This is a genomic window from Streptomyces sp. NPDC050546, assembly GCF_044457425.1.
Lineage (GTDB): Bacteria > Actinomycetota > Actinomycetes > Streptomycetales > Streptomycetaceae > Streptomyces.
Map to the genome: position 1 here is coordinate 247,382 of NZ_JBITGX010000010.1, position 24,362 is coordinate 271,743.

At 70.2% G+C, this 24,362-nt stretch carries 20 protein-coding genes and 1 pseudogene; 13 read left to right on the forward strand and 8 right to left on the reverse strand.

The window, feature by feature from the left end:
* Nucleotide 1: 1 nt before the first annotated feature.
* The gene (locus tag ACIBK5_RS25675) at nt 2–784 is read right to left on the reverse strand and encodes a LamB/YcsF family protein (protein WP_399022840.1); all 783 of its coding nucleotides are present in this window, start codon (nt 782–784) and stop codon (nt 2–4) included.
* Nucleotides 785–1,040: 256 nt separating this feature from the next.
* Between ACIBK5_RS25675 and nac the strand changes: the two genes are divergently transcribed.
* On the forward strand, nt 1,041–1,958 hold the full coding sequence (nac, locus tag ACIBK5_RS25680) for a nitrogen assimilation transcriptional regulator NAC (protein ID WP_399022842.1): 918 nt from the start codon (nt 1,041–1,043) through the stop codon (nt 1,956–1,958).
* A 91-nt stretch (nt 1,959–2,049) separates the two neighbouring features.
* Complete coding sequence (locus ACIBK5_RS25685) at nt 2,050–3,057, forward strand: 2-hydroxyacid dehydrogenase (RefSeq protein ID WP_399022844.1); 1,008 nt, start codon at nt 2,050–2,052, stop codon at nt 3,055–3,057.
* A gap of 86 nt (nt 3,058–3,143) precedes the next feature.
* Here ACIBK5_RS25685 and ACIBK5_RS25690 read toward each other — a convergent pair whose 3' ends face one another.
* Entirely contained in the window at nt 3,144–4,370 is a 1,227-nt protein-coding gene (locus tag ACIBK5_RS25690; protein ID WP_399022846.1) for a DUF418 domain-containing protein, read from the reverse strand.
* A 213-nt stretch (nt 4,371–4,583) separates the two neighbouring features.
* Here ACIBK5_RS25690 and ACIBK5_RS25695 point away from each other — a divergent pair, with 213 nt between their 5' ends.
* Complete coding sequence (locus tag ACIBK5_RS25695; protein WP_399022848.1) at nt 4,584–5,255, forward strand: response regulator; 672 nt, start codon at nt 4,584–4,586, stop codon at nt 5,253–5,255.
* On the forward strand, nt 5,252–6,376 hold the full coding sequence (locus ACIBK5_RS25700; RefSeq protein WP_399022850.1) for a sensor histidine kinase: 1,125 nt from the start codon (nt 5,252–5,254) through the stop codon (nt 6,374–6,376). The genes ACIBK5_RS25695 and ACIBK5_RS25700 overlap by 4 nt, the downstream gene beginning before the upstream one ends.
* Before the next feature lie 9 nt (nt 6,377–6,385).
* Here ACIBK5_RS25700 and ACIBK5_RS25705 read toward each other — a convergent pair whose 3' ends face one another.
* Complete coding sequence (locus ACIBK5_RS25705) at nt 6,386–6,739, reverse strand: helix-turn-helix domain-containing protein (protein ID WP_399022852.1); 354 nt, start codon at nt 6,737–6,739, stop codon at nt 6,386–6,388.
* Between ACIBK5_RS25705 and ACIBK5_RS25710 the strand changes: the two are divergent.
* Nucleotides 6,620–6,938: pseudogene (locus ACIBK5_RS25710) on the forward strand (FAD-dependent oxidoreductase); the annotation flags it as partial. The gene ACIBK5_RS25705 and the pseudogene ACIBK5_RS25710 overlap by 120 nt on opposite strands.
* A 457-nt stretch (nt 6,939–7,395) precedes the next feature.
* On the opposite strand, the gene ACIBK5_RS25715 reads toward ACIBK5_RS25710, so the two are convergent.
* Nucleotides 7,396–7,854: a hypothetical protein gene (locus ACIBK5_RS25715; protein WP_399022854.1), complete on the reverse strand. Its 459-nt coding sequence runs from the start codon at nt 7,852–7,854 to the stop codon at nt 7,396–7,398.
* 199 nt (nt 7,855–8,053) lie between these two features.
* Nucleotides 8,054–9,085: an Lrp/AsnC family transcriptional regulator gene (locus ACIBK5_RS25720; RefSeq protein WP_399022857.1), complete on the reverse strand. Its 1,032-nt coding sequence runs from the start codon at nt 9,083–9,085 to the stop codon at nt 8,054–8,056.
* Nucleotides 9,086–9,203: 118 nt separating this feature from the next.
* Here ACIBK5_RS25720 and ACIBK5_RS25725 point away from each other — a divergent pair, with 118 nt between their 5' ends.
* The 3 genes from ACIBK5_RS25725 (at nt 9,204) to ACIBK5_RS25735 (ending at nt 13,742) form a co-directional block, all read left to right on the forward strand.
* Entirely contained in the window at nt 9,204–10,547 is a 1,344-nt protein-coding gene (locus ACIBK5_RS25725; RefSeq protein ID WP_399022858.1) for a diaminopimelate decarboxylase, read from the forward strand.
* A 138-nt stretch (nt 10,548–10,685) separates the two neighbouring features.
* Complete coding sequence (locus ACIBK5_RS25730; RefSeq protein WP_399022860.1) at nt 10,686–12,134, forward strand: M81 family metallopeptidase; 1,449 nt, start codon at nt 10,686–10,688, stop codon at nt 12,132–12,134.
* Nucleotides 12,135–12,335: 201 nt separating this feature from the next.
* Complete coding sequence (locus tag ACIBK5_RS25735) at nt 12,336–13,742, forward strand: Na+/H+ antiporter NhaC family protein (protein ID WP_399022862.1); 1,407 nt, start codon at nt 12,336–12,338, stop codon at nt 13,740–13,742.
* 779 nt (nt 13,743–14,521) lie between these two features.
* Here the strand turns inward: ACIBK5_RS25735 and ACIBK5_RS25740 are convergent.
* On the reverse strand, nt 14,522–16,756 hold the full coding sequence (locus ACIBK5_RS25740) for an alpha-L-fucosidase (RefSeq protein ID WP_399022864.1): 2,235 nt from the start codon (nt 16,754–16,756) through the stop codon (nt 14,522–14,524).
* 199 nt (nt 16,757–16,955) lie between these two features.
* On the opposite strand from ACIBK5_RS25740, the gene ACIBK5_RS25745 reads away from it, so the two are divergent.
* Nucleotides 16,956–17,660, forward strand: coding sequence for a FadR/GntR family transcriptional regulator (locus ACIBK5_RS25745; protein ID WP_399022866.1), 705 nt, complete (start codon nt 16,956–16,958; stop codon nt 17,658–17,660).
* Nucleotides 17,661–17,669: 9 nt separating this feature from the next.
* Here ACIBK5_RS25745 and ACIBK5_RS25750 read toward each other — a convergent pair whose 3' ends face one another.
* A complete protein-coding gene (locus tag ACIBK5_RS25750) occupies nt 17,670–18,242 on the reverse strand; it encodes a helix-turn-helix domain-containing protein (RefSeq protein WP_399022867.1) in 573 nt (190 codons plus the stop codon).
* A 149-nt stretch (nt 18,243–18,391) separates the two neighbouring features.
* Between ACIBK5_RS25750 and ACIBK5_RS25755 the strand changes: the two genes are divergently transcribed.
* Nucleotides 18,392–19,099, forward strand: coding sequence for a B3/4 domain-containing protein (locus ACIBK5_RS25755; RefSeq protein ID WP_399022869.1), 708 nt, complete (start codon nt 18,392–18,394; stop codon nt 19,097–19,099).
* A 31-nt stretch (nt 19,100–19,130) separates the two neighbouring features.
* Here ACIBK5_RS25755 and ACIBK5_RS25760 read toward each other — a convergent pair whose 3' ends face one another.
* Nucleotides 19,131–19,796 carry a TetR family transcriptional regulator gene (locus tag ACIBK5_RS25760; protein ID WP_399022870.1) on the reverse strand — a complete coding sequence of 222 codons (666 nt, stop codon included), beginning with the start codon at nt 19,794–19,796 and terminating at the stop codon, nt 19,131–19,133.
* A 279-nt stretch (nt 19,797–20,075) separates the two neighbouring features.
* On the opposite strand from ACIBK5_RS25760, the gene ACIBK5_RS25765 reads away from it, so the two are divergent.
* The 3 genes from ACIBK5_RS25765 (at nt 20,076) to ACIBK5_RS25775 (ending at nt 24,359) form a co-directional block, all read left to right on the forward strand.
* Entirely contained in the window at nt 20,076–21,398 is a 1,323-nt protein-coding gene (locus tag ACIBK5_RS25765; protein WP_399022872.1) for a UDP-glucose dehydrogenase family protein, read from the forward strand.
* Between the two features lie 45 nt (nt 21,399–21,443).
* A complete protein-coding gene (locus tag ACIBK5_RS25770; protein ID WP_399022873.1) occupies nt 21,444–22,652 on the forward strand; it encodes a glycosyltransferase in 1,209 nt (402 codons plus the stop codon).
* Nucleotides 22,653–22,742: 90 nt separating this feature from the next.
* Complete coding sequence (locus ACIBK5_RS25775; protein WP_399022875.1) at nt 22,743–24,359, forward strand: MDR family MFS transporter; 1,617 nt, start codon at nt 22,743–22,745, stop codon at nt 24,357–24,359.
* Nucleotides 24,360–24,362 lie beyond the last annotated feature (3 nt).

Here is a 24,362-nt window from a genome sequence, read left to right on the forward strand (position 1 = left end):
GTCAGACGCCCGTCCCGCTCAGCACCTTGTCGAGCGAGGTGATCTCGACACCGGCGGCGAGGAGTTCCGCGCGGATGCGGCCGGCCAGCGCGATCGCTCCGGGGCTGTCGCCGTGCAGCAGGACGGTGTCGCAGACGACCGGGATGTCCTTGCCGTCGGCGCTGCGGATGACTCCCTCGGTGACCATGCGCAGGGTCCGCCGGGCCACCTCGTCCGGGTCGTGGATGACCGCTCCGGGCTCCGAGCGGGGGACGAGGGTCCCGTCGTCGCGGTAGGCGCGGTCGGCGATGCCGACGATGCCCACGCGCAGTCCGCGGGCCCGGGCGGCGTCGGCGAGCTCGCCGTCCTGCGCGAGGACGATCAGCGACTCGTCCAGGGAGGCGACGGCCTCCACGACGGCACGGGCGTAGTCGGCGCGTACGGCGACCAGGTTGCCCAGGCGTCCGTGCGGGGCGACATGCTGCACCCGGGTGCCGTGCGCGACGGCGAACGCCTGGAGGGCGCCGATCTGGTACAGCACGTCCGTGCGGACCTCCTCGCGCGTGAGGTCCATCGCGCGGCGGCCGAAGCCGACCAGGTCGGGAAAGCTCGGGTGGGCGCCCACGGCCACCCGGTTCGCCACACAGGTCCGGACGGTGGCGTCCATGATGCGCGGATCGCCTGCGTGGAATCCGCAGGCGACATTCGCGGACGTCAGCATTTCCAGGAGGGCTTCGTCGTCGCCCATTGTGTAGGCGCCGAATCCCTCGCCGAGATCGGCGACGAGATCAACCTTGGGGGTCATGAAGTCCTCCGGGAGAATATGGGGAAGGACAGTGCGAGGAAGGGGAATGCGATCACGTCTCGCTGATTTCCCGAAATGCATCCTGGCTGGATGTTCCGCTCAACTTAATCCCCTGCTCGCTCGACCGCCAATATGCGTTCGATCTGGCGTTATCGCGAATGGTTATGACCTGCCTCACACCCCGGGCCCTCTCGGGGCTGTGCTTCGGGGTGGGCCCTCCCTACGATGAGGCTCCGCTCCCCGTGGAAGGCCCCGCATGGACACCAGGCGTCTGTACTCGTTCATCAAGATCATTGACGCGGGGAGCATCACGCGCGCGGCCGACATCCTGCACATCGCGCAGCCCGCGCTCAGCCAGCAGCTGTCCGCCCTGGAGGCGCAGTTCGGGCAGCAGCTGCTGATCCGCAGCAAACGCGGGGTGGCCCCGACCGAGGCGGGCCGGGCGCTGTACCGGCACGCCCAGCTGATCCTGAGGCAGGTGGACCTCGCGCACGCCGCCGTGGAGGTCTCCGGCCGGGCTCCCGCCGGCAGCGTGTCCGTGGGGCTCGCGCCGTACAGTCTGGGCGCGGCGCTCGCGCTGCCGCTGCTGAAGAGCGTGCGCGAGCGCTACCCGGACATCCTGCTGCACATTAACGAGAACTTCGGCGGTGTGATCAGCGAGGCCATCATGACCGGGCGGATGGACATGGCGTTCATCTACGGGGCCGGCCCGCTGCGGGGTGTGCAGTTCGAGCCGTTGCGGACGGAGGACCTGTTCCTGATCGGCGCGCCCGGCGGCACGGCCCCGCACGGAGCGGGCGAGGTGGATCTGGACGAGCTCAAGGACGTGCCTCTGCTGCTGCCCAGCCGCATCCACACGATCCGGCAGGTGGTGGACGCCGCCTTCCAGCAGGCCTCGCTCCTGCCGAACGTGGCGGGTGAGGTCGAGTCCGCGCTGACGCTCGTCAACGCCGTCGACGCGGGCCTCGGCGCCACCGTCCTGCCCTGGTCGGCCGCGCGCGCCATCCTCGACGTCCGCTCCCTGTCGGTGCGCCGCATCGTGCATCCCGTGATCCAGGTGAAGCTGTCCCTGGTCACCTCGGACAACCAGCCCCTCTCGGAGCCCGCCCTGGCGGTGCACGATCTGTTCCTCGAGCTCATCACGGACTTTGACGAGACACCGCACGAAGAATAAGAATCCGCAATAGCGTCACACGAAACCTCTATTTGTTTCCGGTGGCAGTCGCGGCTAGTTTTCTGCGAAAGTCGCTGCCCTGGAGACATGAATGCAGAAGCGTGTGCTCACCACCCGTGAAAACCTGCCCGGCAACGGCCTGGACCGTTTGTCCGCTGCGGCGGAAAGGGTGGCCTGGCCCGGTGACGGCAAGCCCGGCCCCGCGGACCTCGCGGCGCTCGCACCCGGAGTCAGCGGAATCCTCGCCCTGGGCAACGACCCGGTGGACGGCGCGCTGATGGACGCCGCCGGCCCCTCTCTGCGGGTGATCGCGCTGGCGAGCATGGGCTTCGACAACGTCGACCGGACCGCCGCCGCCGAGCGCGGCATCGTCGTCACCCACACCCCGCGCGTGCTCGCGGAGACCACCGCCGACCTCACCTTCGCCCTGATCCTCGCCGCCCGCCGGCGGATCGGCACCGCCGGAGCGAGCCTGGCGTCGGGCTCCTGGGGGCTGTTCCGGATGCACGACTACCTCGGTCTGGACATCCACGGCGCCACCCTCGGCCTGGTCGGCTACGGCCAGATCGGCCGCGCGGTGGCCCGCCGTGCCCACGGCTTCGGCATGCGGGTGCTCCACCACGACCCCTACGCGCCCGACGACGACCTCTCCACCTCGGTCGAACTGTCCACGCTGCTGACCGAGTCCGACATCGTGTCGCTGCACGTCCCGCTCACCGACGAGACGCGGCACCTCGTCTCCACCCGCGAACTGGCCGCGATGAAGCCCACGGCGACGCTGGTCAGCACCTCCCGCGGTGGTGTCGTCGACGAGGAGGCCCTGCTGCACGCCGTCCGGGAGGGGCGGCTGCACTCCGCCGGACTCGACGTCTTCGAACGCGAGCCGATGGGAACGGAGTTGTCACCGCTGGTCGCCGAGCCGAACGTGGTGACGCTCCCCCACATCGGCTCGGCCACCGAGGCCACCCGGGCCGCCATGGTCGACCTGGCGGTCGACAACATCCTGGACGTCCTGGCCGAACGCCCCGCCCGGACGCCTCTGCCGGGCAGCCCGGCGGTGCCCGGCGCCCCGGCCGGCACCGCCGGAGTGGGCGCCTGACGGCAGCAGCCCCCGTGGCAGTGGCCTGATCCGGAGACGGGTCGGGCCGTGCCGTCCCGCTCGGCGTCACCCGCGCGCTGTCCGGCTCACCGCACCAGTTCGGCCGGCTTGGTGGCCTTGCCGAGCAGCCACTCCAAAGGGCCTCGCCGGAAGAAGCGGGACCACAGCGTCGCGAGCACGGTCACGGCGGCGATGAAGCCGAGCAGCACGTGCGGCGGTGAGCCGGGGAGTTCCTCGATGCCGAGGAGCCGGATGCCGACGACGTGGAAGACGTACGCGGTCAGGGACATCGTGCCGACCGCGATCACCGGTCGGACCAGCCGGTGGAAGCGCGGGAAGGCGTCGACGGCCGCGAGACAGCCGACGAGGACCGCGATCGCCACACCGGCGTTGGCGATGACCGAGAGGGTGGTCTCGCTGTGCGGGGAGGCCACGAGAAGGGCGGCCGGGGTGTCGCCGCCGGGGTAGCCCCAGGTGTCGGACCACCAGGCGGACGCGGCCGAACCGCCCTCACCCCAGCCGGAGGCGCTGATCGCCGGCAGGGCTCCGGGCACCAGGTGCAGGGCCAGCCAGGAGCCGCCGTACCCGAGCAGGGCGAGCGCGACGCCGGTGATGGCCAGGCGTATGCGTACGGCGGTGGCGGCCAGGTCCAGGCGGGCCACGGCCATGCCGGCGATGACGAAGGGGATCCAGGTCAGGGCGGGATAGCTGCCGGTGACCAGCAGCGAGACGATGCCGTCGGCATCCGCGGGCCAGGCCCAGATGCCCCCGGGGCCTCCTTCCTCGCCGGAGTTCAGGGCGCCTTGCACGACGTACAGGACCTGGGGAAGGACCAGGGCACCGGCGACGGCGATGATCGCCAGCGGGCGGGCGCTCAGCCGGTACAGCGGCAGGACCAGCAGGAAGTAGAGGCCGTAGAAGGCGAGGATCACCTCGACCGGCGTGTCGGTGAGCGTGAGCGCCGTGCCCAGGGCCAGCAGCACCAGCGCCCGGATCACGACCTTGGCGACCGCCTGACGGCCCGCCCGGCCCGTCTTCGGGCTGCGACGGCCGGTGATCAGCATGATCGAGAAGCCGGCCAGGAAGGCGAAGAGCGCGGAGGCCCGGCCGTGCGCCAGCTCCATGAGGAAGCCGGTCGCTCCGCCCTCGGAGGGGTCGGGGCCGACGTGGGCCGCGTACATACCGAAGACCGCGAGCCCCCGGGCGAGGTCCACTCCGATCAGGCGTCCCACCGGGGCGCGCCCACTCGTGGTGGTTTCCGGCCGGGCGGCGGGCGGCGCCGCGAGTGCCGTGTCGTCTGCGTTCTGGGTCATGCTTCCCAGGCTCGGGAGCGGCCTGAGCCGGGAGTATCCGGCATGTGTCCGGTCCGGCCCCGCCGGGCGGCGGGTCCGTCCCCCCCCCGAGTGGCGGGAGCGTCCCGCCGCACCACCGCACCCGGCATTTCTCGTTCTACGGTGGGACCGGTGCCGGTCGGCACCGGTGTGCGGCCGGAGGCGTACGCACAGGGACGACGAGGCGGAGCACGCGTGATCCGGGTAGTGGTGGTGGACGACGAGGCGCTCGTGCGGTCCGGCTTCAAGCTGATCCTGGGCGCTGCGGACGACATCGAGGTCGTCGCGGCAACGGCGGGCGCGGAGGCCGTCGACAGTGTCCGGCGGGAGCGGCCGGACGTCGTGCTGCTGGACATCCGGATGCCGGACGTCGACGGACTGACCGTGCTGCGGGAGGTGCGCGCCCTGCCGAAGCCGCCGGTGGTGGCGATGCTGACGACGTTCGACGCGGACGAGTACGTCCTCACCGCGCTGCGCTCCGGAGCGGCCGGATTCCTGCTCAAGGACACCGAGCCCGACCAACTCGCCCAGTTGGTGAGGACCCTGGCGGCGGGCGGGGTCGTGATGTCGCCCAAGGCGTCCCGCGCCGTGTGGCAGAGCCATCCCGGGGCCGCGGCGGCCGACGACGCCGAGGCGGCGCGCGTGGGGCGGCTCACCGAGCGTGAGCGCGAGGTGCTCGTGCTGGTCGCGGAGGGACTGTCCAACACGGAGATCGGTGCCCGCGTCCATCTCAGCGCGGGCACGGTGAAGGATCACGTCAGCGCGATCCTCACCAAGTTGCGGGTCGGCAGCCGGGTGCAGGCCGCGCTGCTCGCGCAGCGGGCGGGGCTGCTCGACGGGCGACGGCGTTCGGGGTCCGGGCGATGACGACTCGCCGTGCGTGGTGGGCGCGCGTCCCCGAACCGGTCCTCGACGTCGTCATCGTGGCGATCGCGGCCGGGGACGTCTGGTTCAACCTGGACGAGGGCTCCCGCCTGGCGACGGCGGTGGCCGCCGCGGGCTGTGCCGCGCTCGTGTTCCGCCGCCGCTTCCCGCTCGCGGTGTTCGCGTGCACGCTCCCGGCCAGCCTGATGCTGGACATCGTCTTCGCCCCGTTCGCCGCCCTGTTCACGCTGGCGGAACGGTCCCGCGACCGCCGTCTGCTCGTCGTGTGCGCCGTGCTGTTCGCGCTGGCGTCAGCCGCGCCCTGGCCCCTGGACGACTTCGCCTCGCGCGACCGCACCTGGACCCTCGTCTACTTCTTCTACACGCTCGCCACGGCCGCCGCGCCCGTCCTGCTGGGCCAGCTCGTCCAGGCGCGCCGGGACCTGGCCCGTCGGCTCGTGGAGATCGAGGAGGCCCGCGAGCACGAACGGCTGCTGCACTCCCAGGCCGTGCTCGCCCGCGAGCGCGCCCAGCTCGCCCGTGAGATGCATGACGTCGTCTCCCACCAGGTCAGTCTGATCGCCGTGCAGGCCGGAGCCCTCCAGGTCGCCGCCACGGACCCGGATTTCAAGGAGGGCGCCCGCACCATCCGCTCCCTCAGCGTCGACACCCTCGACGAGCTGCGTCACATGGTCACCCTGCTCAGGGCCTCGGGCGGGGACGCCACCGAGCTCACCCCGCAGCCCACCCTCGCCGACCTGCGCAAACTCCTGGCGACGAGCGGCATCGACACCGAACTGCTCGGTGAACTCCCGCCCGACGTCAGCACGCCCGCGCAGCGCGCCGTGTACCGCACCGTGCAGGAAGCCCTCACCAATGTGCGCAAGCACGCGCCCGGCGCCACCGCGACCGTACGCCTCTGGTGTGCCGACGACGGCGAGGCCTTCGGGGTGACCGTCACGAACACACCCCCCACCCGGCCCTCCCTGCCGCTGCCCGGGTCCCGTCAGGGCCTCGTCGGGCTCAAGGAGCGCGCCGAACTCCTCGGCGGCGCCCTCGCGTCGGGCCCCACCACCGACGGGGGCTACGAGGTGAGCCTGCGGATCCCGGACCCCGCACGATGACAGCGGGGTTCACGGCCGGCCCGGTCGGTGTCGTGCCCGCTGTGCGTCCAGGGCCGCGATCGCGACATGCAGCTGCGCCCGGCAGTCGCCGGACTCGAGGTCCGCGCGCAGGATGTCCTCGATGAGGTGCAGACGTTGGTAGAGCGCCTGCCGTGACAGGTGGCTCCGCCGGGCCGCGATCGACTTGTTGCCCGCGGAGGCGAGGTAGTGGCGCAGGGTGGTCAGCAGGTCCGTGCCGTGGTCCGGCGCACCTGGCTCCCCATGAACAGCTCGATGATCGTCACCGAGCCCCTGCCGGAGTCCGTCTGGGAGGAGATCGGCTGGGGCGGGGGCGAGACCCTCAGCGACAAGTGCTACTCCCACATGTACGCCTGCCGACGGCCGGATCGCGATCGGCGGGCGGGGCATCCCCTACCGCTTCGGCTCGGCCACCGACCGCGACGGCGCCACCCAGGAGGCGACCATCCGGTCCCTCACCTCGATCCTGCACCGCAGGTTCCCCGCCACCCGCGGCCACCGGGTGGAGCACGCCGGGTGCGGCGTGCTCGGCGTCCCCCAGGACTGAGCGGTGTGCATCGTGAAGTCGCAGGTCACGGGTCTGGTCTGATTGACGAGTTGGGTACTCGTACCGGTCGGCGGCCGATGACCATGGCGTAGATCATCGGGCAGGTCCGGGTCCGGCGGATGCCGGGTTCGGCTGCGTCCGCGACCGGCCCCCGCCTACGATCCGTGAGCAGGTCGGCACGGCGTGAGAACACGGGAGGGTGCGGGGGACGCAGGTGCGGCAGTGGATCACCGCCCGCCGGAGCGAACTGGACGCCCTCGCGGAGGAGTTGGCCAAGCAGCTCCAGGCCGAGCGGGATGAACTGGCGATCGCGGAGCGGGTGTTGAACCGCCTGACTGAGCAGGCCGGGCCGATGCCGGGCTGTCGCTCCGTTATCGACGAAGGTGGCTGGACGGGCAGTCCTGCTCATCCCGCACCGCAGCGACGCGGCCGACGAGGGCGCGCTGCCCGGCGACTACGGCAAGATCCTGGCCATCGTGCGGGAGGCCGACGGCCCGGTGCAGGTCAGGGCGGGAGGCGAGCGGCCGGGGCTGGACGCCTCGGTGCGCGGCAAGCTGGAATCTCTGCGGGCGAAGATGACCAAGCTCGCCGACCGCGGCTGGGTGCACAAAATGTTGGCCAGCTCGAGCTTGGTCCAGCCCTGTCCGACCCAGATGACCGCGTTCATGATCTCCGGGAGCTCGGTGGCGGTCGGCGACAGCAACAGTGCCGTCACGGTGGCGGACAAGCCGAGCATGGGGCCGATGACGTCCAGCTGCTTCACGAAAGAGTGGGCGGCGAAGATCAACAGGCCGAGCGTCGGCTTGAAGGCGAATGGATCACGGGACTCGTCCAGACTTCCCGCACCGGCGGGGCCTCGAAGGACGAGCGGCGCGAGGAGCGGCGGAACGTCTTCGACCCCGCCGATACGCACTTGATGTCGTCTAAAAAGGGCCGAAGGTCTCGCCCACCCGCAGTCTCAACGATCACGGGCCCGGTCACCGGGAACCCGTGGGCTCCAGTGTGTCGACGACCGGTATTGCGGGGCTACTCCCCTTCCCAGCTGGTCGTGGTACACGGCCAAGACGGCCGCGGGTGTGGCGCGGCCCACCCAATGCTCCAGGGCGGCGGGGTCAGGTGACGGGGAAAGCAGTCGGGTTCAGCGCGAGCGCGCGGATGCAACGCCCGTCCGCGTCGAGTTGGCGCCCCATCTGCTTCATGGTGTGCAGGCAGACGGCTCGGTCGGTCACGGTGTACTCCGGATGGCTCTCGGACAGGACGCGTTCGAACTCCGGGAGCTCGGCCGGGGTTCGTAGCCACACCATCGTCAGCAGGTTGTCGGGACCCGACAGGGAGCAGCTCAGGCGGACTTCGGGGCGCGGGACGAGCGCACGCGCGACCTGGTCGAGAGAAGAGGGCGGTACGCGCGCCCACAGGATGGCGGTCGTCGGCCATCCGGACACCGATTGCGCCACCTCGCATCTGAGCCGCAGGGAGCCGCTGGCAAGAAGCCGGTTCACCCGCCGACGGACGGTGGCCTCGCTGACGCCTGCCTGTTCGGCCATCTCCGTAAAGCCCATGCGCCCGTCTGTGTGGAGCAACTCGTAGAGGGATCGGTCGACCTCGTCCACCCTGATTCCGCGGGCTTCGACGGCCGGCGCCTGGAGGGTCTGCTGCTGTGCTGGGGCAAGACTCCGCAGGCGCCAACGACTCGGTTCGCTGTAACCGACCGTGCGGATCTCGGACTGGTACGACAGCACGCCGGGCATGACGTCCAGGACGTCGCGCAGGAAGTGGGCCACGGCCGCGGGGCTTCTCCGGGCGACCACCACGAGCAGGGAACTCGCTCCCGTCGTGTGGTGCACGTAGCGCACGGCCGGATTCTCCACGAGACGTGTCGCCACGTCATCGAAGTGACCTTGTGCCGTGACGACGCGGACGTACGCCATGCATGAATCGCTGTGCCTGGACGGGCCCACGGTGCAGGTCACCCAGGCCAGACCGGCCGCGCTGAGGCGCTGCCACCGCCGCGCGACGGTGGCCGAATCGAGCCTGAGCGTCCGGCCCAGGACGGCCCACGTCGCCCGTGGGGCGACTTGCAGCGCGTTGATGAGCTCGAGATCGACCTCATCGACGACGAGATCAGGCAGGGCACTGGGGGTCATGTAGCGGAGTATGCAATATTTCGGCTTGATTCAGCGAACATTTGACGAATTTCAGCACCCAGGGTCCGGTGCGCCGCAGTGGGGTGAGTCTGGGGGACACGAACAGGAAGGTGCATCCATGGACCGGGACATTCAGCCATCCAGCGAAGACCGATTCGATCGGGTCGTTCGGGCCGCGGTCGAGGCGGGACTCACCGGGGCCGCGCATCCGGTGGCCGGGTTCATCGACATCGACGGGGTGCACACGACGGTCGGCGAACTGCAGAGCGCGTTCGAAGGGGTCGCGGTTCTGCACGCCTTTGCCGCGAAGGCATGCCCGCTCGTCCCGGTGCTGCGGTTGCTGGCAGCCAGAGGGCTCGGCTGCGAGGTGGCCAGCCCGGGCGAACTGGCACAGGCTCTTGCCGCGGGGTTTCCTGCCGAACGCATCGTTCTGGACTCGCCGGCGAAGACGCGCGCAGAACTGGCCGAGGCGCTCAACCTCGGAGTGGCGGTGAACGCGGACAATCTCGACGAGCTCAAGCGGATCGACGAACTGGTCACGCCACAGACGGCTTCCGTCCTGGGAATCCGCGTCAATCCCCAGGTGGGAGCAGGATCGATCAGTGCGATGAGTACGGCCTCCGCCAGTTCGAAATTCGGTGTCCCGCTCGCCGATCCCGGCATGCGCGACGAAGTGGTGTCGGCATGTGCCGCCCGACCCTGGCTCACGCGCCTGCACGTGCACGTCGGCTCGCAGGGCTGCCCGCTGGAACTCATCGCCGAGGGCGTGCGCGCGGCGTATGAACTCGCCGAAGAGATCAACGCCGCCGTCGGGCGGCGCCAGGTGACCAGCCTGGACATCGGCGGAGGCCTGCCGGTCAACTTCGACGACGACTCGGTCCGCCCCAGCTACACGGAGTACGTAGCGGTGTTGCGGGCGCGCGTGCCCGAACTCTTCAGCGGTCGCTACTCGCTCGTCACCGAGTTCGGTCGGTCCCTGCTGGCAAAGAACGGCTTCGTCGCCGCGCTGGTCGAATACACCAAGGACGCCGGCGGGCGGCGCATCGCCATCACCCATGCCGGCGCGCAGACCGCGACGCGCACCGTGTTCATGCCTCAGGCGTGGCCGCTGCGAGTAGAGGCCTACGATGCCGGCGGCCGACGCCGCCGCGGCCGCGAACTGGTCCAGGACGTGGCCGGGCCATGCTGTTTCGCCGGCGACGTCGTGGCCCACGGCCGCGAGCTGCCGGAGCTGACGGAAGGCGACCTGGTGGTCCTGCGCGACACCGGCGCCTACTACTTCTCGTCCCACTTCTCCTACAACAGCCTGCCCCGCCCGGCCGTACACGGATTCAGCAGTGCCGGTGACGGCACGGTCTTCGTCCCCATCCGCACCGCCCAGTCCACGGCGGAAGTCGTCGCGGAGGCAGGCGCGGAACACCGCGACGCCCTCCTGGCCCTCAACAGCGCCGTGGACCGCTGAAGTCACCTCGAGCACCACACGCGCCACGCGTGGCCCCTGGATACGCCCGAACTCGACTGTCCAGGATCGGGCGCTCCTGCCCGACGTACCTCCGTGAACTGGCCGCTACTGCGAGCACAGAGTGAGCAAAGGATGACCATGCGTGTCTTTACCGCCGGGATCGGCACCGAGACGAACACCTTCTCGCCCCTGCCCACCGGGATCGACGCCTTCCACGAGCAGGGCTACTTTCCCGCAGGAACGCATCCGGAGCACATGACCCGGTACTCCGCCCCCATGACGGTGGCCAAACGACGAGCCCGCCTGGAAGGGTGGACGATCCTCGACGGGGTCTTCGCCAACACCCATCCCGCGGGCCTGGTCTCCCGCGAGGCCTACGAGGGCCTGCGTGACGAGCTCCTGGCGGACCTGCGGCGCAGCCTGCCCGTCGACGTGGTTCTCCTCGGCCTCCACGGCGCCATGGTCGCCGACGGCTACGACGACTGCGAGGGCGACATCATCACGCGGGTACGAGAGGTGGCCGGTCCGGATGCGGTGATCGGATGCGAACTCGATCCGCACGCACACCTGAGTGACGCCATGGTGGCCAACGCCGACGTCCTGATCGCTTACAAGGAGTATCCGCACTCGGACATCGAGGACCGGGCCGTGGAGCTCGTCGACCTGTGTGCGAAAACGTTCGCCGGGGAGATCCGGCCGGTTCCCGCCGTCATGGACACCGACATGGTCATCCCCGTGCACACCTCCCGCGAGCCGGGCCTCTCGTACGTCGCCCGGATGAAGGCCCTGGAAGGACAGGGCGGTGTGCTCTCCGTGTCCACCATCCAGGGCTTCGCCACAGGAGACGTGCCGGACATGGGAACGAAGGTCCTCGTCTACACGGACGCAGACCTGCCGACGGCTCATGAGACGGCACAGCGACTGGCAGACGAACTGATCTCCCTGCGGGAAGAGTTCCTCGTCCGGTACCTGATGGTGGATGAAGCTCTCGACGCCGCGCTGAGTCAGCGCCCCGGGCCCGTCATCCTCGCTGACCGCTCTGACAACCCTGGAAGCGGCGCAGCCGGAGACTCCACCTTCATCCTGCAGCGGCTGATCGAACGAGAAATCACCGATGTGGCCCTCGGACCACTGTGGGACCCGGTGGCGGTGCGGACCGCCTTCGCAGCCGGCGTGGGCGCGCGATTGCCGATGCGCGTCGGCGGCAAGACCAGCCCCATGTCAGGAAGCCCCGTCGACGAGGTCTTCCGGGTGAAGGCGCTGCGCCGCAAGCACACGGAGACCAATCAGACAGGTGAGCCTCTGTCGGTCGGGGACGCCGCCCTGGTGGAAGCCAACGGTATCGAGTGCGTACTCACATCCGAGCGGGCCCAGGCCCTGAACATCGATCTGTTCACCGGACTGGGGTGCACCCTCGATGACAAGGCCGTAGTGGTCGTCAAGTCAGCCCATCACTTCTACAAGTCGTTCTCGCAGCTCTCGCCCCACGTCTTGTATGTCGGTGCGCCTGGTTCGGCGACCCCCCGGTGGAGCGATCTGACCTATCAAAAGGCGAGGCTTCCCAAGTGGCCGATCTCTGAGAAGTAGGCAGCTCGCCCACGTACTGCCGGTCTCCCACAGGCCTGGGCCCGCACACCTGGCACCGCTCTCCCGGCAGGGACCGTCCGTGCCGCCGCTCGAAAGCCACTCATCCAACCGACACGGAGGCACGCCATGAGCGAATTGCACGACAGCCCGCGGACCGGTCCTACGACCGCTGTAGCGACGTCCCCCACCAAGGAGTCCGAGATGGCGCTCAACCCGAAAGACCAATCAGAGCCCAAAGGGCGCCGCCTTGTCCCTGCGACAGCCGCTGTCGGCCTGGTTGCCTCCCTGATCGCAGGGATCGCGACGTCGCCACCGACGCTGTGGGGCCTGCTGCCAGTCGTCTTCTTCTCAACGCTCACCCTGCTGGGGATGGACATCCTCATCGCGACAACCGTGTCGGTGATGAGCGTGCTGCTCATGCTCCTGCCGGCTCCCAGCGCCATCGGGGACATGTTCGGCGCTTCGCTCGGAGAAACCGTGACGATGATCGGCTTGATCATCATGCTCGGCGCCGGCACAGGTGAGATTCTCCGCATCACCGGTACCGCCGACACCATCGTCAAGTCCATGCTGCGGGTGACCGGCGACAAGAGTCCCCAACGCACCATCCTCGGCATCATGCTGGTCTGCCTTGTCCTGGTCGCCGCGCTGGGCACTCTGGCGGGAGCGCTGGCCGTGGCGGCCCCGCTGCTGCTCCCGGTGGCCGCCCGTCTCGGCTTCACGCGTTCCGCGACAGCGGCCATGATGTTTCTGGGCGGCTCCGCGGGCCTGGCCGTCGCCCCCTTCGCGGGAACCAACGTGGCGATCATGGACGCAGCGGGCGTCAGCTACCCGCAGTACCTGCTCTACGGTGCCGCCCCGCTGGCCGTGATCTCTGTCATCGGCGGCATGATCGTCATCCCGTGGATGCAACGGCGTACCGAGAACACCGGTGATGAATATGACGGCTCGGAGGCCGCCGAGACCGACGAGCCGACCCCCGGTATTCGGCGCACCCACGCGACCGTCGCCTTCGCTGTCACCCTGGCTGTCTGCGTCGGTTACGCCATCGCTGCCGGCGCCGGCACATCGTTTCCGTTGCTCGCCCTGCCGGTGATCGCTGTCGTCACCGGTGTCGCCGGCGGCCTGCCGGTCCTTGCGACAGCGCAGCACGTGATGCGGGGAGCCTCTACGCAGCTCAGAATGTTCTTCCTGTTCTGGCTGATGGCCGTCTTCTTCATCGCCGTCGAGCACTTGAAGCCGTTCGACGTGCTGCGCACGATGTTCAACGACGACCTCGGCTCGATGTCCCCCCTGGCATTCGTGGCAGTGGTCGCCCTGCTGGGCATGCTCGGCGCTCCTGGAGCGGCGGCCGCACACGTGGTCCTTCTCGACAAGGTCTTCGGTGACCTCGCGACCAGCATCGGCGTGACCGTCAATGCCTGGGTGATCGTGCTGCTGTTCGCTTCGAAGCTGGACACATACGGTCCGTTCCCCAACGGCAACATGGTGGGAGCGATGGGCCTGGCCCGGTCGTCGAACCTGCGCAACCTGCTCGTCACGGGCGTCCTGATTCTTGTTCCGGCGACCCTGATGTACGCCGTCATCCTGGTCTTCGAGCTGCGCTGACACAGCCGCCCTCCACGCTCGGAAGGTGCTCTGCGGTGGTCGCTCGTACGCCATGCGGCACGAGCGACCACCGCGGTGAAGTTCTCCACAGCAGCACCCCGCACTCGGCCTTCGGTGTGGGGTGCTCCGGGTTGTGATCTGATCCGGACGAACGAGGCTGCATGCGGTGCCAGGCCCGGAGCGGGGCGCCCCATCAGCCCCCGTGTCCGGTCGGGCTGTCCCGATTCGGCACTGTTCTGCTCCTTTGAGCCGCGGACCGCGCGGCGTTCGATGGTTCCAGGGTCGCACCGGACCGGCGCTTGATGCCGACAGACACCGTCTTGCAGATCCCCTGCACCGGGATGTGCGTCGCCGCCCGTGCCACGGGGTGTGATGGGCGGCGAGTCGGGGCGGCGAAGTGAAGTCTCGGCGCCGTGCGCTCCGGCAGGCCGGTCCGCCGTTGCAACCGCCCCCGCGCGGCGACCCGGCGGGCGGTGATCCACTGCCGCTCCTGCATCCCCCGCACTCTCACGCCGTGCCCACCTGCTCATGGACCGTAATCGGGGGCCGGTCGCGGGCGCAGCCGAACCCGGCATCCCGCCGGACCCGGACCTGCCCGATGACCTACGTCATGGTCATCGGCCGCCGACCGGCACGAGTACCCAACTCGCCAATCAGGTCAGACCCGTGACCTGCGACTTCACGATGCACACCGCTCACTGGTGCTACAGCGCGGTGTTCGACCCGGCCACCGGACTCGGCCGGCGTCCCTGACGGCGCGGGGGCAGCGGTCCTGTTCGTCAGAGGGCCGTGAACGTCCAGAGCAGGTTGGTGCTGTTGCCGTACGTCCACTGCTTGGTGACGGAGCCCGAGGGCACGTCGCCACCGCCGTCGAGGACCAGTCCGGTGGCCCGGTTGGCGATCGAACAGCGGCCGTCGCCCCGGTGGGTGATCGTCCACTGCTGGTTGTCTCCGCCGTTCCAGGCGGCCTGCCGGGCGGCGGAACCGTCGGTTGTGGCGCCCCAGCCGTCGGCGACCATGCCGTTGGCGCGGTTGACCAGCTTGTAGTAGCCGCCTCCGACCTCCACCGCCTGCCACTGCAGATGGTGGCTGCCGTCCCAGGTCCACTGCTTGAGGTCGGCCCCGGAGGCGACGTCGCCGCCGCTGTCGAGGGCCAGTCCGTCGGTGACGTTGGTGACGCGGAAGTACGTCGAGGGCCTGAACTGGACCTTGAGCGAGGAGACCCGGTCGTTGCCGCCGGTGCCCCGGAGGTCGGCGGTGTCGGCGGTGAACGTCCAGGAGGTGCCGGTGAAGTGGTCGCCGGACCAGCCGATGACCTGGTAGCCCGGGGCCAGCCGCAGGGAGGAGAGGGTGCGGGTGCCCAGTCCTGCCGCGGTCAGTTCGTCCGCGGTGTAGTCGCCGACGGGGAGCACGGCGGCGACGCCGGAGTGGTTCACATCCCGGTAGCCGACGGCACCGGTCAGCGGGCGCAGGCCGGGGATCCGGCCGGAGAACGCGAGCTTCAGGACGTAGGCGTCGGCGCTGTACGGCGCCTGGGACGGCAGGGTGACCGTCAGCCCCGAGGAGTTCTGTGCCGGCTTCGGCAGGTCGGTGCAGGTGCCCGCGGTGGAGCCGAGCAGCTTCACCGAGGTCAGCGAAGAGAGGTCGATCCGGTCCGAGTTCAGTGTCTTGATGGTGAGTGAGCTGCCGGGCCAGCCGAGCACGGTGGCGTAGAGGACTGTGCTCGCCTTGTTGCGCGTGAAGCGGATGTCCTGTGCGGTGCCGGCCGTGGGCCGGGTGAAGGAGCCGCCGCCCATCTTCGTCGGCCCTTCGCCGTACGCGGTCCACGCGCGGGTCGAGTACACCGACTCGCCGAAGCGCTTCAGATGGTCTCCGATGCCCAGCAGGATGTCCTTCTGGACCTGGGGGATGGTGCCGTCGGCCTGCGGTGCGATGTTCAGCAGCATGTTGCCGTTCTTGCTGACCCGGTCGATGAAGGAGTGCAGCATCTGCTGGGTGCTGTAGTAGCCGATGTTCTGCGTGTGACACCAGCTGTTGCTGGAGATGCTGTCGTCGGTGAGCCAGTACGGGGCGGTGAGGTCGGCGGGGCCGCCGCGCTCGTAGTCGAAGACCTCCCCCTTGCCGTTCATGCCGTCCTTGTAGGTGGCGACGACCTCACGGCCCCAGCCGATGGCCTGGTTGTAGTAGTACGCGAGGAAGTTCAGCCGCTGTGTCTCGTCGACGGCGTCCAGCTTGAAGTCCTGCCAGAGGATGTCGGGTTCGGCCCGGTCGATGACCTCCTTGAGCTTGTCGTACCAGAGCCGGTTCTCCTCCGTCGCGCTCAACTGCCCGTAGAGCTTCTTGAGGCTGGGGTCCGTCTGGGCGGGCGCGTGCTCGTAGTAGCCGTTGTAGTTGTACGCGTGGTGCATCGCCACCAGCAGCTTGAGGCCCTTGGCCCGGATGGCCGTGGTGAAGATCCGCAGCAGGTCGAGCCCCGGGCCCTTGTCCACCGAGTTCCACTCGTTGACCTGGCTGTCCCACATGGAGAAGCCGTCATGGTGCTCCGCCACGGGGCCGGCGAATCTCGCGCCCGCGTCGACGAACAGCTGCGCCCACTCGTCGGGGTCGAAGTTCCCGCCCGCCGACTTCAGCTTCGGCGCGAACTGCACGGTGTTGCCCGCCAGATCCCGCGCGCCGTCGATGAAGTTGTGGAACGGCCACGCCGACGGGCTGCCGTAGGTCGCGATGTGATGCTTGTTCGCGCTGCTGCCGCCGGCGTACATGTTGCGCGGGTACCACTCGCTGTCGTAGGCCGGAACGCTGAAGGCGCCCCAGTGGAAGTAGACGCCGAACTTGGCGTCCTGGAACCACTCCGGGGCCGGCGGGTGCCGGTCCACCGAACCCCAGTCGGGCGTGTACCTCCGGGGCGCCGCCTGCGCTCCGCCGGCACCGAGCACACCTGCGGCGCCGGCCGCCGCGGCCACGCAGGTGGCACTGGCGAGGAACTGGCGTCTGTTGATCGAAGACATCGGCATGGAGACATCCCTGGTATGAGGGGGCAGGAGACGTTACGCACGAAGATCGACCCTGAGTGATGGGATGTCAACGGGTACGACAGAATGGAATGCGTCAGCAAACCCTGCGCATTCCCTGGCATTTCATTACTTACCAGGCTTACCGATCAGCCAGACATGGTATGTTTCCCGGCACCATCCGGCCGGCGAGGAGTGCGCGTTGTCTCTGACGGACAAGGCCATCGAGCAGATTCGCGAGCTGATCAGGACGGGCGCCCTGCCTCCCGGTTCGAAGCTCCCTGCGGAGGCGGACCTGGCCGCCCAGTTGGGCCTGTCCCGCAATCTGGCGCGCGAAGCGGTCAAGGCGCTGGCCGTGGCCCGGGTCCTGGAGGTGCGGCGGGGCGACGGCACGTATGTGACCAGCCTCCAGCCGAGCCTGCTCCTCGGAGGGCTCGGCGGTGCGGTGGAGCTGCTGCAGGGCGACTCGGCCGCGCTCCAGGACCTCATGGAGGTACGACGGCTCCTCGAACCGGTCGCCACGGCGCTGGCCGCCACCCGGATCTCCGTCTCCCAACTGGCCGAGGTCGAGCGGCACTTGGATGCCATGCGCGAGGCCCGTGACGATGTCGAACGACTCAACGCCCATGACGCCGCCTTCCATCGCGCCGTCGTCTCGGCCACGGGCAACGAGAGCCTCCTCACCCTGCTGGAGGGCATCTCCGGCCGCACCCTGCGTGCCCGCATCTGGCGCGGTCTGGTCGACGCCCGGGCCGCGGGCCGGACCCTCGCCGAGCACGAGGCGATCTTCAACGCCCTGGCCGCCCGTGACGCGGCCCTCAGTCAGGCGGCGGCACTGCTTCATGTGAGCAACACGGAGCAGTGGCTGCGGGAACACCTGGGCTCGGGCGCGGCTCTGTCGAGCTGAGGCGGCGGTTCAGGGCGCGGGCGGCAGGTGGACCGTCATGATCAGGTCGCAGGGTTCCGTGCCGGAGCCGCGGTAGGTGTGCGGGGTGTCGCCTTCGAAGGTGGCGGTCCGACCGGCTTCCAGGGTGTGTTCCGTGCCGTCGACGATCAGGGTCATGCGGCCGGAGGTGACACTGACGGTCTCCACGACTCCCGCCTGGTGGGGATGGCTGGGGTATTCCTCGTCGGGCTCCAGGCGCCAGCGCCAGACCTCGACGGGGGCCGGGCCCGAGGTCGTCAGCATGAGGCGGGCCTCGCTGCCCCGCTCGCCGGTCCACAGGGGTGCCACGTTTTCGGCGGCCACGACACGGACCCGGCCTTCGGGCGGACCCTGCATCAGCGCGGAGACCGAGATGCCGAGGGTGTCGGCCAGCCGGACCAGGGTGGCCAGATTGGGGTTGCCCTGGGCTCTCTCCAGGGCGACCAGGGCCCCCTTGCTCACCTGGGCCCGGCGGCCCAGCTCCTCCAGGGACAGGCCGGCCCGGGTGCGCGCCGCGCGGACGTTGTGCGCGACCGTCCGCAGGGCCGCGGCCGTCTCGACCATGTGATCTCCCTCCTCACCAACGACCATTCCACTGCACCACGCGGTCGTTTGGTTGACATCATCCGGTCGTTGCATTGTACGGTCTGGTCGTTCCATTGAATGGTACGGGACGTGCTGTGATCGCTCCGCTGGAAAGGGAAACCCCTCCCATGACCTCCTTCCACCTCTCCCCCGCCGTCGCGGAGGCCTTCCCCAGCACCCTCATCGCCCTGGTCACCGCCGTCGGCCTGCGCGGCCGGGAGCCCTGGCCGCACACCAGCGCGGCGCTGGAGGAGCTGGAGCAGCAGATCGCCGCCGGCGTCTGGCGTCCGGCCGATGAGGCCGACCCCCGCATCGAGGCCTGGCACACCGCCTACCGGTCCTTCGGCACCAACCCCCGCCGCATCCGCCCCAGCGTCGACGCGCTCGGCCGTCGCTTCGCGAAGAAGGGAACGCTGCCGCGCATCAATCCGGCCGTCGACTCCTACAACGCCGTCTCGGTCCGCCACGGCCTGCCCGCCGGCGCCTTCGACCTCGATCAGGTCACCGGCGACATCAGCGTCCGCCACGCGGACGGCACCGAGTCCTTCACCCCGCTCGGCGAACCCGGCACCGTCGAGCACCCCAAGCCCGGCGAGATCATCTACGCGGACGCCACCGGGGTCCTGACACGGCACTGGAACCACCGCGACGCCCACCGCACCCGCGTCACCGAGGACTCCACCCACGTGGCCTTCGTCCTGGAAACCCTCCACGCGGAGCGCGACGGCGACCTCCTCAAGCTCGCGGCCGACGAGCTGCTGGACCTGCTCGCCCCGCACGCCACGCGGACCGCCGGGTACTACCTCACCCCGGCCCGGCCCCGAGCCGCCGTCTGAGGTCCCGCGCCTCAGCCGGGGCGAGCGTGGATCAGCTGTCGCCGATGCCGCATTCCCCGTCCCCGGCTCCGGACATCCCCGCGCCGTCCCCCGGCACAGGGCCCAGCAGGACCTCGATGCCCGCCCGGAGATAGCGCTCCAGGGTGGCGTCCGGCACCGAGGCCAGGGCGGGTGGGCGGATCTCCGATCGCATCAGGCTGGTCCCGAGCATCCAGGCTGCCAGGAGTTCCGCCCGCAGGTCCGCGTCGGGGCCGCCGAGCCGGGCGGCCAGGCGCTGGGAGAACACCTCCGTGAAGTCCGCCCGCAGCCGCGCCACCGCCTCGTCCCGGCCGGAGGAGCGCAGCACGGACAGCACCGGATGCGGGAAGTCGCCCTCCCTCGGCGGGCCCATGAGCAGCGCGCAGAACCAGTCGGGTATCGCCTCGACCGGTTCGTCCAGCAGCGGCTCGAATATCTTGCCCGTACCCGACACGTCGTTGAACAGCGCTTCTTTCGAGCCGAAGTAGCGGTAGACGAGAGCCGCGTCCACACCGACGTCGCCCGCGATGTCGCGCACACTGGTGCCCTCGTAGCCGTACTTGCCGAAGCGGAAGGCCGCGGCGGCCCGCAGTGCGGTACGCGTCCCCGACGCCGAGCGTTTGTGGGCGGGCCGGCAGGCCGCCGTCTTCGGCGCCTCGCCCTTGTGTGCTCCGGTCACGTACCGCACCTCCGTGGTCCACGGCCCTTCGGCCATCCGCCCATGTTCCAGCCTGCGGGCGACTGTCTCAAAGTCACCGACCGATGTCATCAATCGTTGACCTGCGTTCTGACCGCATGACATACCTGACTCAGGTCAACGATTGGTGACTTGAGTCCTCGCTGTTCCCGGGCCGTACGACGGAGTCGGCCCTTCCAGGTCTGCCCGCAGGACGCGACGGCGCACGTCCGGAAGCCGTCGCACCCGGGCACCCCCACCGACCGGAAAAGGTGATCTTCTGTGCCTGCTCGACGCGTCGCCCTCATCGGAACCGGCTACGTCGGACTGACAACCGGCGCCTGTCTGGCCTCTCTCGGGCACCTCGTGGTGTGCGCGGACGCCGACCCGCACAAGGTCGAGCGACTGCGCGAGGCCCGGGTGGACATCCTGGAACCCGGGCTGCCCGAGACCGTCCGGGACGCCCTGGACGCGGCCCGGCTCGAATTCACGGGCGACACCGCGGCCGCCGTCGCCGAGGCGGAGGTGGTGTTCCTGTGCCTGCCCACGCCCATGGGGGCGGGCGGCGCGGCCGATCTCGCCGCCGTGGAGGCCGTGGCCGCGCAGATCCGCGACGTACTGCCGCCCGGCTGTGTCGTCGTCAACAAGTCGACGGTGCCCGTCGGTACGTGCGAGCGGGTGGCCGCGCTGCTCGGCCGGGACGACGTGGCCGTGGTGAGCAACCCGGAGTTCCTGCGCGAGGGCCGCGCCGTCCAGGACTTCCTGCACCCCGACCGGATCGTCATCGGCTCCGCCGACCGGGACGCGGCCCGGCGCGTGGCCGGCCTGTACGCCGCACTGGACGCTCCGCTGGTGCTCACCGACGCCGCAAGCGCCGAACTGACCAAGTACGCGGCGAACTTCTTCCTCGCCATGAAGCTGTCCTTCGCCAACAACCTCGCCACCGTCTGCGAACGCTTCGGCGCCGACATCGCCGATGTCACCGAGGGCATAGGCCGGGACCCGCGCATCGGCTCCGACTTCCTGCGGCCCGGGCCCGGCTGGGGCGGTTCCTGTCTGCCCAAGGACACCCACGCCCTGCTGACCGTCTGCGATCTGGCCGGGGTCGACTTCCCGCTGCTGCGCGCCACCATCGAGACCAACGTCGCCCATCAGCGGCAGCTCGTCGACCGGGTCGCCGCCGCCTGCGGGCGCGCCGAGGACGGTTCGCTGCACGGCGTACGGCTCGCCCTGTACGGACTGACCTTCAAGGCCGGCACCTCCGACCTGCGCGACTCGCCCGCGCTCTCCATCGCCCGGCTGCTGCGCGAGCGGGGCGCCGAACTCACGGCGTACGACCCGGCGTTGCGCGCGGAGCGGCCCGACCTGAGCGATCTGCTCGAGCTCGCCGACGACCCGGTGCGGGCGGCGGAGGGGGCGGCGGCCTGTCTCGTCCTCACCGAGTGGCCGGAGCTGCGCGACCTCGACTGGGCGGCGATCGCCGCGCGTATGACCGGCCACGAGGTCCTTGACTTCCGCGACCTGCTGGACGCGGACCGCCTGGCGCGGGCCGGACTGACCTGGCAGGGCATCGGGCGCGCGCAGGCGCCGGCACGGGTGGCGTGACGCCTCGTCCCTCCCTCGAAGAGACTCCAAGAGAAAGGCCCATCCATGCGGGTTCTGTGCACCACGCTCGGCAGTCCCTCCCACGGCCGTGCTCAACTGCCCCTGCTGCGCGCCCTCTCCAAGGCCGGAAATCGAGTGCTGGTGGTCACCACCGAAGCCCTCGCGCCCGTCTTCCGTGACGACGACGTCCAAGTGAACGCCGCCCTGCCGGAGTTCGATCCGCTCGCCGCGATGGGTCCGTACCTCGCCGAGCTCCAGGAGACCGCCGACCTCACGGAGCCGACGGACGCACTGACCAGGCTGCTGATGCGGCATGTGGCGGGCCCGGGAGTCAAGCCGCACCTGGACATCCTGCTTCCCCTGGCCAAGGACTTCCGGCCGGATGTGATCCTGCGGGACGGCATGGACATGGGCGCGGTGCTGACCGCCGAGCTGCTGGGCGTACCGCAGTTGCCGACGCCTTCGGGGTTCAGCAACATCCTGGACCCCGGCGAGGTGCTGCCGCGGCTGAACGAGCGGCGTGAGGAGCTGGGGCTGCCCGTTCGGGACGACCCGCTGTCCCTCGTTCCGCACGGCCGCGTGGACTACGTGCCCTCCGCCTTCTCCTTCGCCCGGCATCTGCGCGAGGCGTGGGCCTACCGGCAGACGGTGGACGTCGAGCGGGGCGGTGTGCTGCCGGACTGGCTCGCCCGGCTGCCCACGGACCGGCCGCTGGTGTACGCGGCGATCGGCACCGCCCTGCCGGTGATGCGGGAGCGCATGGCGGACCGGGCCACGTCCCTGCCCGTGAAGCTGCCGGACCCCACCGAGAGCCTGGAGGCGATCGTGGGGGCGGCGGCCGAGCTGGACGACTGCACGGTGGTCGTGTCGACGTCCGGGATTCCGGTGGACACCGAGGGCCTGCCCGGGCACGTCCATGTCACCGAGCGGGTGCCGCAGCCGCTGCTGCTGGAGTCGGTCGACGTGTTCGTCACGCACGGCGGCTTCAACAGCATCCGCGAGGCCATGCGCACCGGCACGCCGCTGGCGGTGCTGCCGCACTTCGGGGACCAGCCCGCCAACGCGGACCGGGTGGCGGAGCTGGGGCTCGGCCGTCACATCACGGACCGCAGCGCGGCCGGCATCGCCGACGCGTGCCGGGGGCTCCTCGCCGATCCCGGGCCCCGGGCGCGGGCCCGGTCGGCCCAGCTGGCGATGCTGACGCTGCCCGAGGTCGATCAGGCGGTCGGTGACCTGGCGAAGATCGCCGGCTGACCGCCCGGTTCCCCGGGTACGGGCCGCTCCGGAACCCCCGGGGCGGCCCTTACCCGCGAGCTGTACCCGCCCCCACCCCAAGGACGACACGTGACCTTCTCCGACACCCAAGAACAGGGCGCGTCCGGGGACATACCCCCGCGGCTCAGTCACCGGCAGATCACCACCGTCATGTCCGGCCTGGTCCTCGGCATGTTCCTGGGGGCGCTGGACCAGACGGTGGTCTCCTCCGCGCTGCGGACCATCGCCGACGACCTGCACGGGCTGACGGCCCAGGCATGGGTGACGACCGCGTATCTCATCACCGCCACCCTCGCGACGCCGCTCTACGGCAAGCTCTCCGACATCCACGGGCGCAGGCCCGTCTACCTCGCCGCGATCGCCCTGTTCACCGTCGGCTCACTGCTGTGCGGCTGTGCCACATCCGTCTATGAACTCGCGGCGTTCCGCGCCGTTCAGGGTCTCGGTGGCGGCGGGCTGATGTCGCTGGCGATGACGATCATCGCCGACATCACCTCCCCGCGGGAAAGGGGCCGCTACCAGGGCTATTTCATGGCCGTGTTCGGTGGCGCCAGCATCGTCGGCCCGCTGGTGGGCGGTGCGTTCGCGGACCGGGCCGAGCTGCTCGGCATCGCCGGCTGGCGCTGGATCTTCCTGATCAACGTGCCGCTCGCCGCCGCGGCCGCGGTGACGATCATGCGGGTGCTGCGCTTCCCGCACCGGCGGGTGCGGCACCGGCTCGACTACGCCGGGGCGCTCGCCCTGGCCGTGGGCATCGTGCCGCTGCTGACCGTCGCGGAGCAGGGCCGTACCTGGGGGTGGGACTCGCCCCTGGCCCTCTCGATGTACGCGATCGGTGTGGCGGGCCTTGCCGTGTTCCTCGTCGTCGAGCGTCGGTCGGGCGACGCCGCGCTGCTGCCGCCGCGCCTGTTCCGCATCCGGACCTTCCGGCTGGGGGTCGGGCTGCACTTCGTCGTCGGCATCGGCATGTTCGGCGCGATGACGACGCTGCCGCTCTACTTGCAGCTGGTCCGCGGTATGAGCCCCATCGCGGCGGGCCTGGCGACCCTGCCCACGGTCGCCGCGAACCTCGCGGTGACGCTGCTGACGGGCCGGATGATCGCCCGGACGGGCCGGTTCAAGGTCCATCTCGTCGCCGGTGTCGGCTCGTTCACCGCGGCGATGCTCGTCTTCGCCACGCTACGGGCGGACAGCCCGCTGTGGCACCCGGCGCTCGGCATGGCCCTGATGGGCGCGGGGCTCGGTGCGTCGATGCAGACGCTCACCACACTCGCGCAGTGCGAGGTGCCCCGTACGGACATGGGCGCGGCGACGGCGTCGGTCAACTTCTTCCGCTCCAACGGCGGCACGGTCGGCACCGCCGCGTTCCTGTCGGTCCTGTTCACCACGGCGGCCGGCAGCATCGCCGACCGCCTGGCCGAGGCCCGCCACGACCCGGCCTACCGCCGGCTGCTGGCCCAGCCCGACAACGCGCACGCCCTGACGGGAGTGCTCCGCCCCGACGGCGGCGTCGACCTGGAGGACTCCGCGTTCCTGCGCGCCCTCGACCCGAGCGCGGCGTGGCCGTTCCTGGAGGGCTATGTCGCCTCCATGCGTCTCGTCTTCCTCATGGGCGCCGCGGTGTCCCTGGTCGCCTTCGTGATCGCGGCCTGGCGGGTTCCCGATCTCACGCTGTCCGACGAGTAGCCG

Excerpts from the sequence above, each read along its gene's own strand:
- ACIBK5_RS25675 (WP_399022840.1), bottom strand. The coding sequence starts at position 784 with ATGACCCCCAAGGTTGATCTCGTCGCCGATCTCGGCGAGGGATTCGGC.
- nac (WP_399022842.1), top strand. The coding sequence starts at position 1,041 with ATGGACACCAGGCGTCTGTACTCGTTCATCAAGATCATTGACGCGGGG.
- ACIBK5_RS25685 (WP_399022844.1), top strand. The coding sequence starts at position 2,050 with ATGCAGAAGCGTGTGCTCACCACCCGTGAAAACCTGCCCGGCAACGGC.
- ACIBK5_RS25690 (WP_399022846.1), bottom strand. The coding sequence starts at position 4,370 with ATGACCCAGAACGCAGACGACACGGCACTCGCGGCGCCGCCCGCCGCC.
- ACIBK5_RS25700 (WP_399022850.1), top strand. The coding sequence starts at position 5,252 with ATGACGACTCGCCGTGCGTGGTGGGCGCGCGTCCCCGAACCGGTCCTC.
- ACIBK5_RS25720 (WP_399022857.1), bottom strand. The coding sequence starts at position 9,085 with ATGACCCCCAGTGCCCTGCCTGATCTCGTCGTCGATGAGGTCGATCTC.
- ACIBK5_RS25725 (WP_399022858.1), top strand. The coding sequence starts at position 9,204 with ATGGACCGGGACATTCAGCCATCCAGCGAAGACCGATTCGATCGGGTC.
- ACIBK5_RS25730 (WP_399022860.1), top strand. The coding sequence starts at position 10,686 with ATGCGTGTCTTTACCGCCGGGATCGGCACCGAGACGAACACCTTCTCG.
- ACIBK5_RS25735 (WP_399022862.1), top strand. The coding sequence starts at position 12,336 with ATGGCGCTCAACCCGAAAGACCAATCAGAGCCCAAAGGGCGCCGCCTT.
- ACIBK5_RS25740 (WP_399022864.1), bottom strand. The coding sequence starts at position 16,756 with ATGCCGATGTCTTCGATCAACAGACGCCAGTTCCTCGCCAGTGCCACC.
- ACIBK5_RS25750 (WP_399022867.1), bottom strand. The coding sequence starts at position 18,242 with ATGGTCGAGACGGCCGCGGCCCTGCGGACGGTCGCGCACAACGTCCGC.
- ACIBK5_RS25755 (WP_399022869.1), top strand. The coding sequence starts at position 18,392 with ATGACCTCCTTCCACCTCTCCCCCGCCGTCGCGGAGGCCTTCCCCAGC.
- ACIBK5_RS25770 (WP_399022873.1), top strand. The coding sequence starts at position 21,444 with ATGCGGGTTCTGTGCACCACGCTCGGCAGTCCCTCCCACGGCCGTGCT.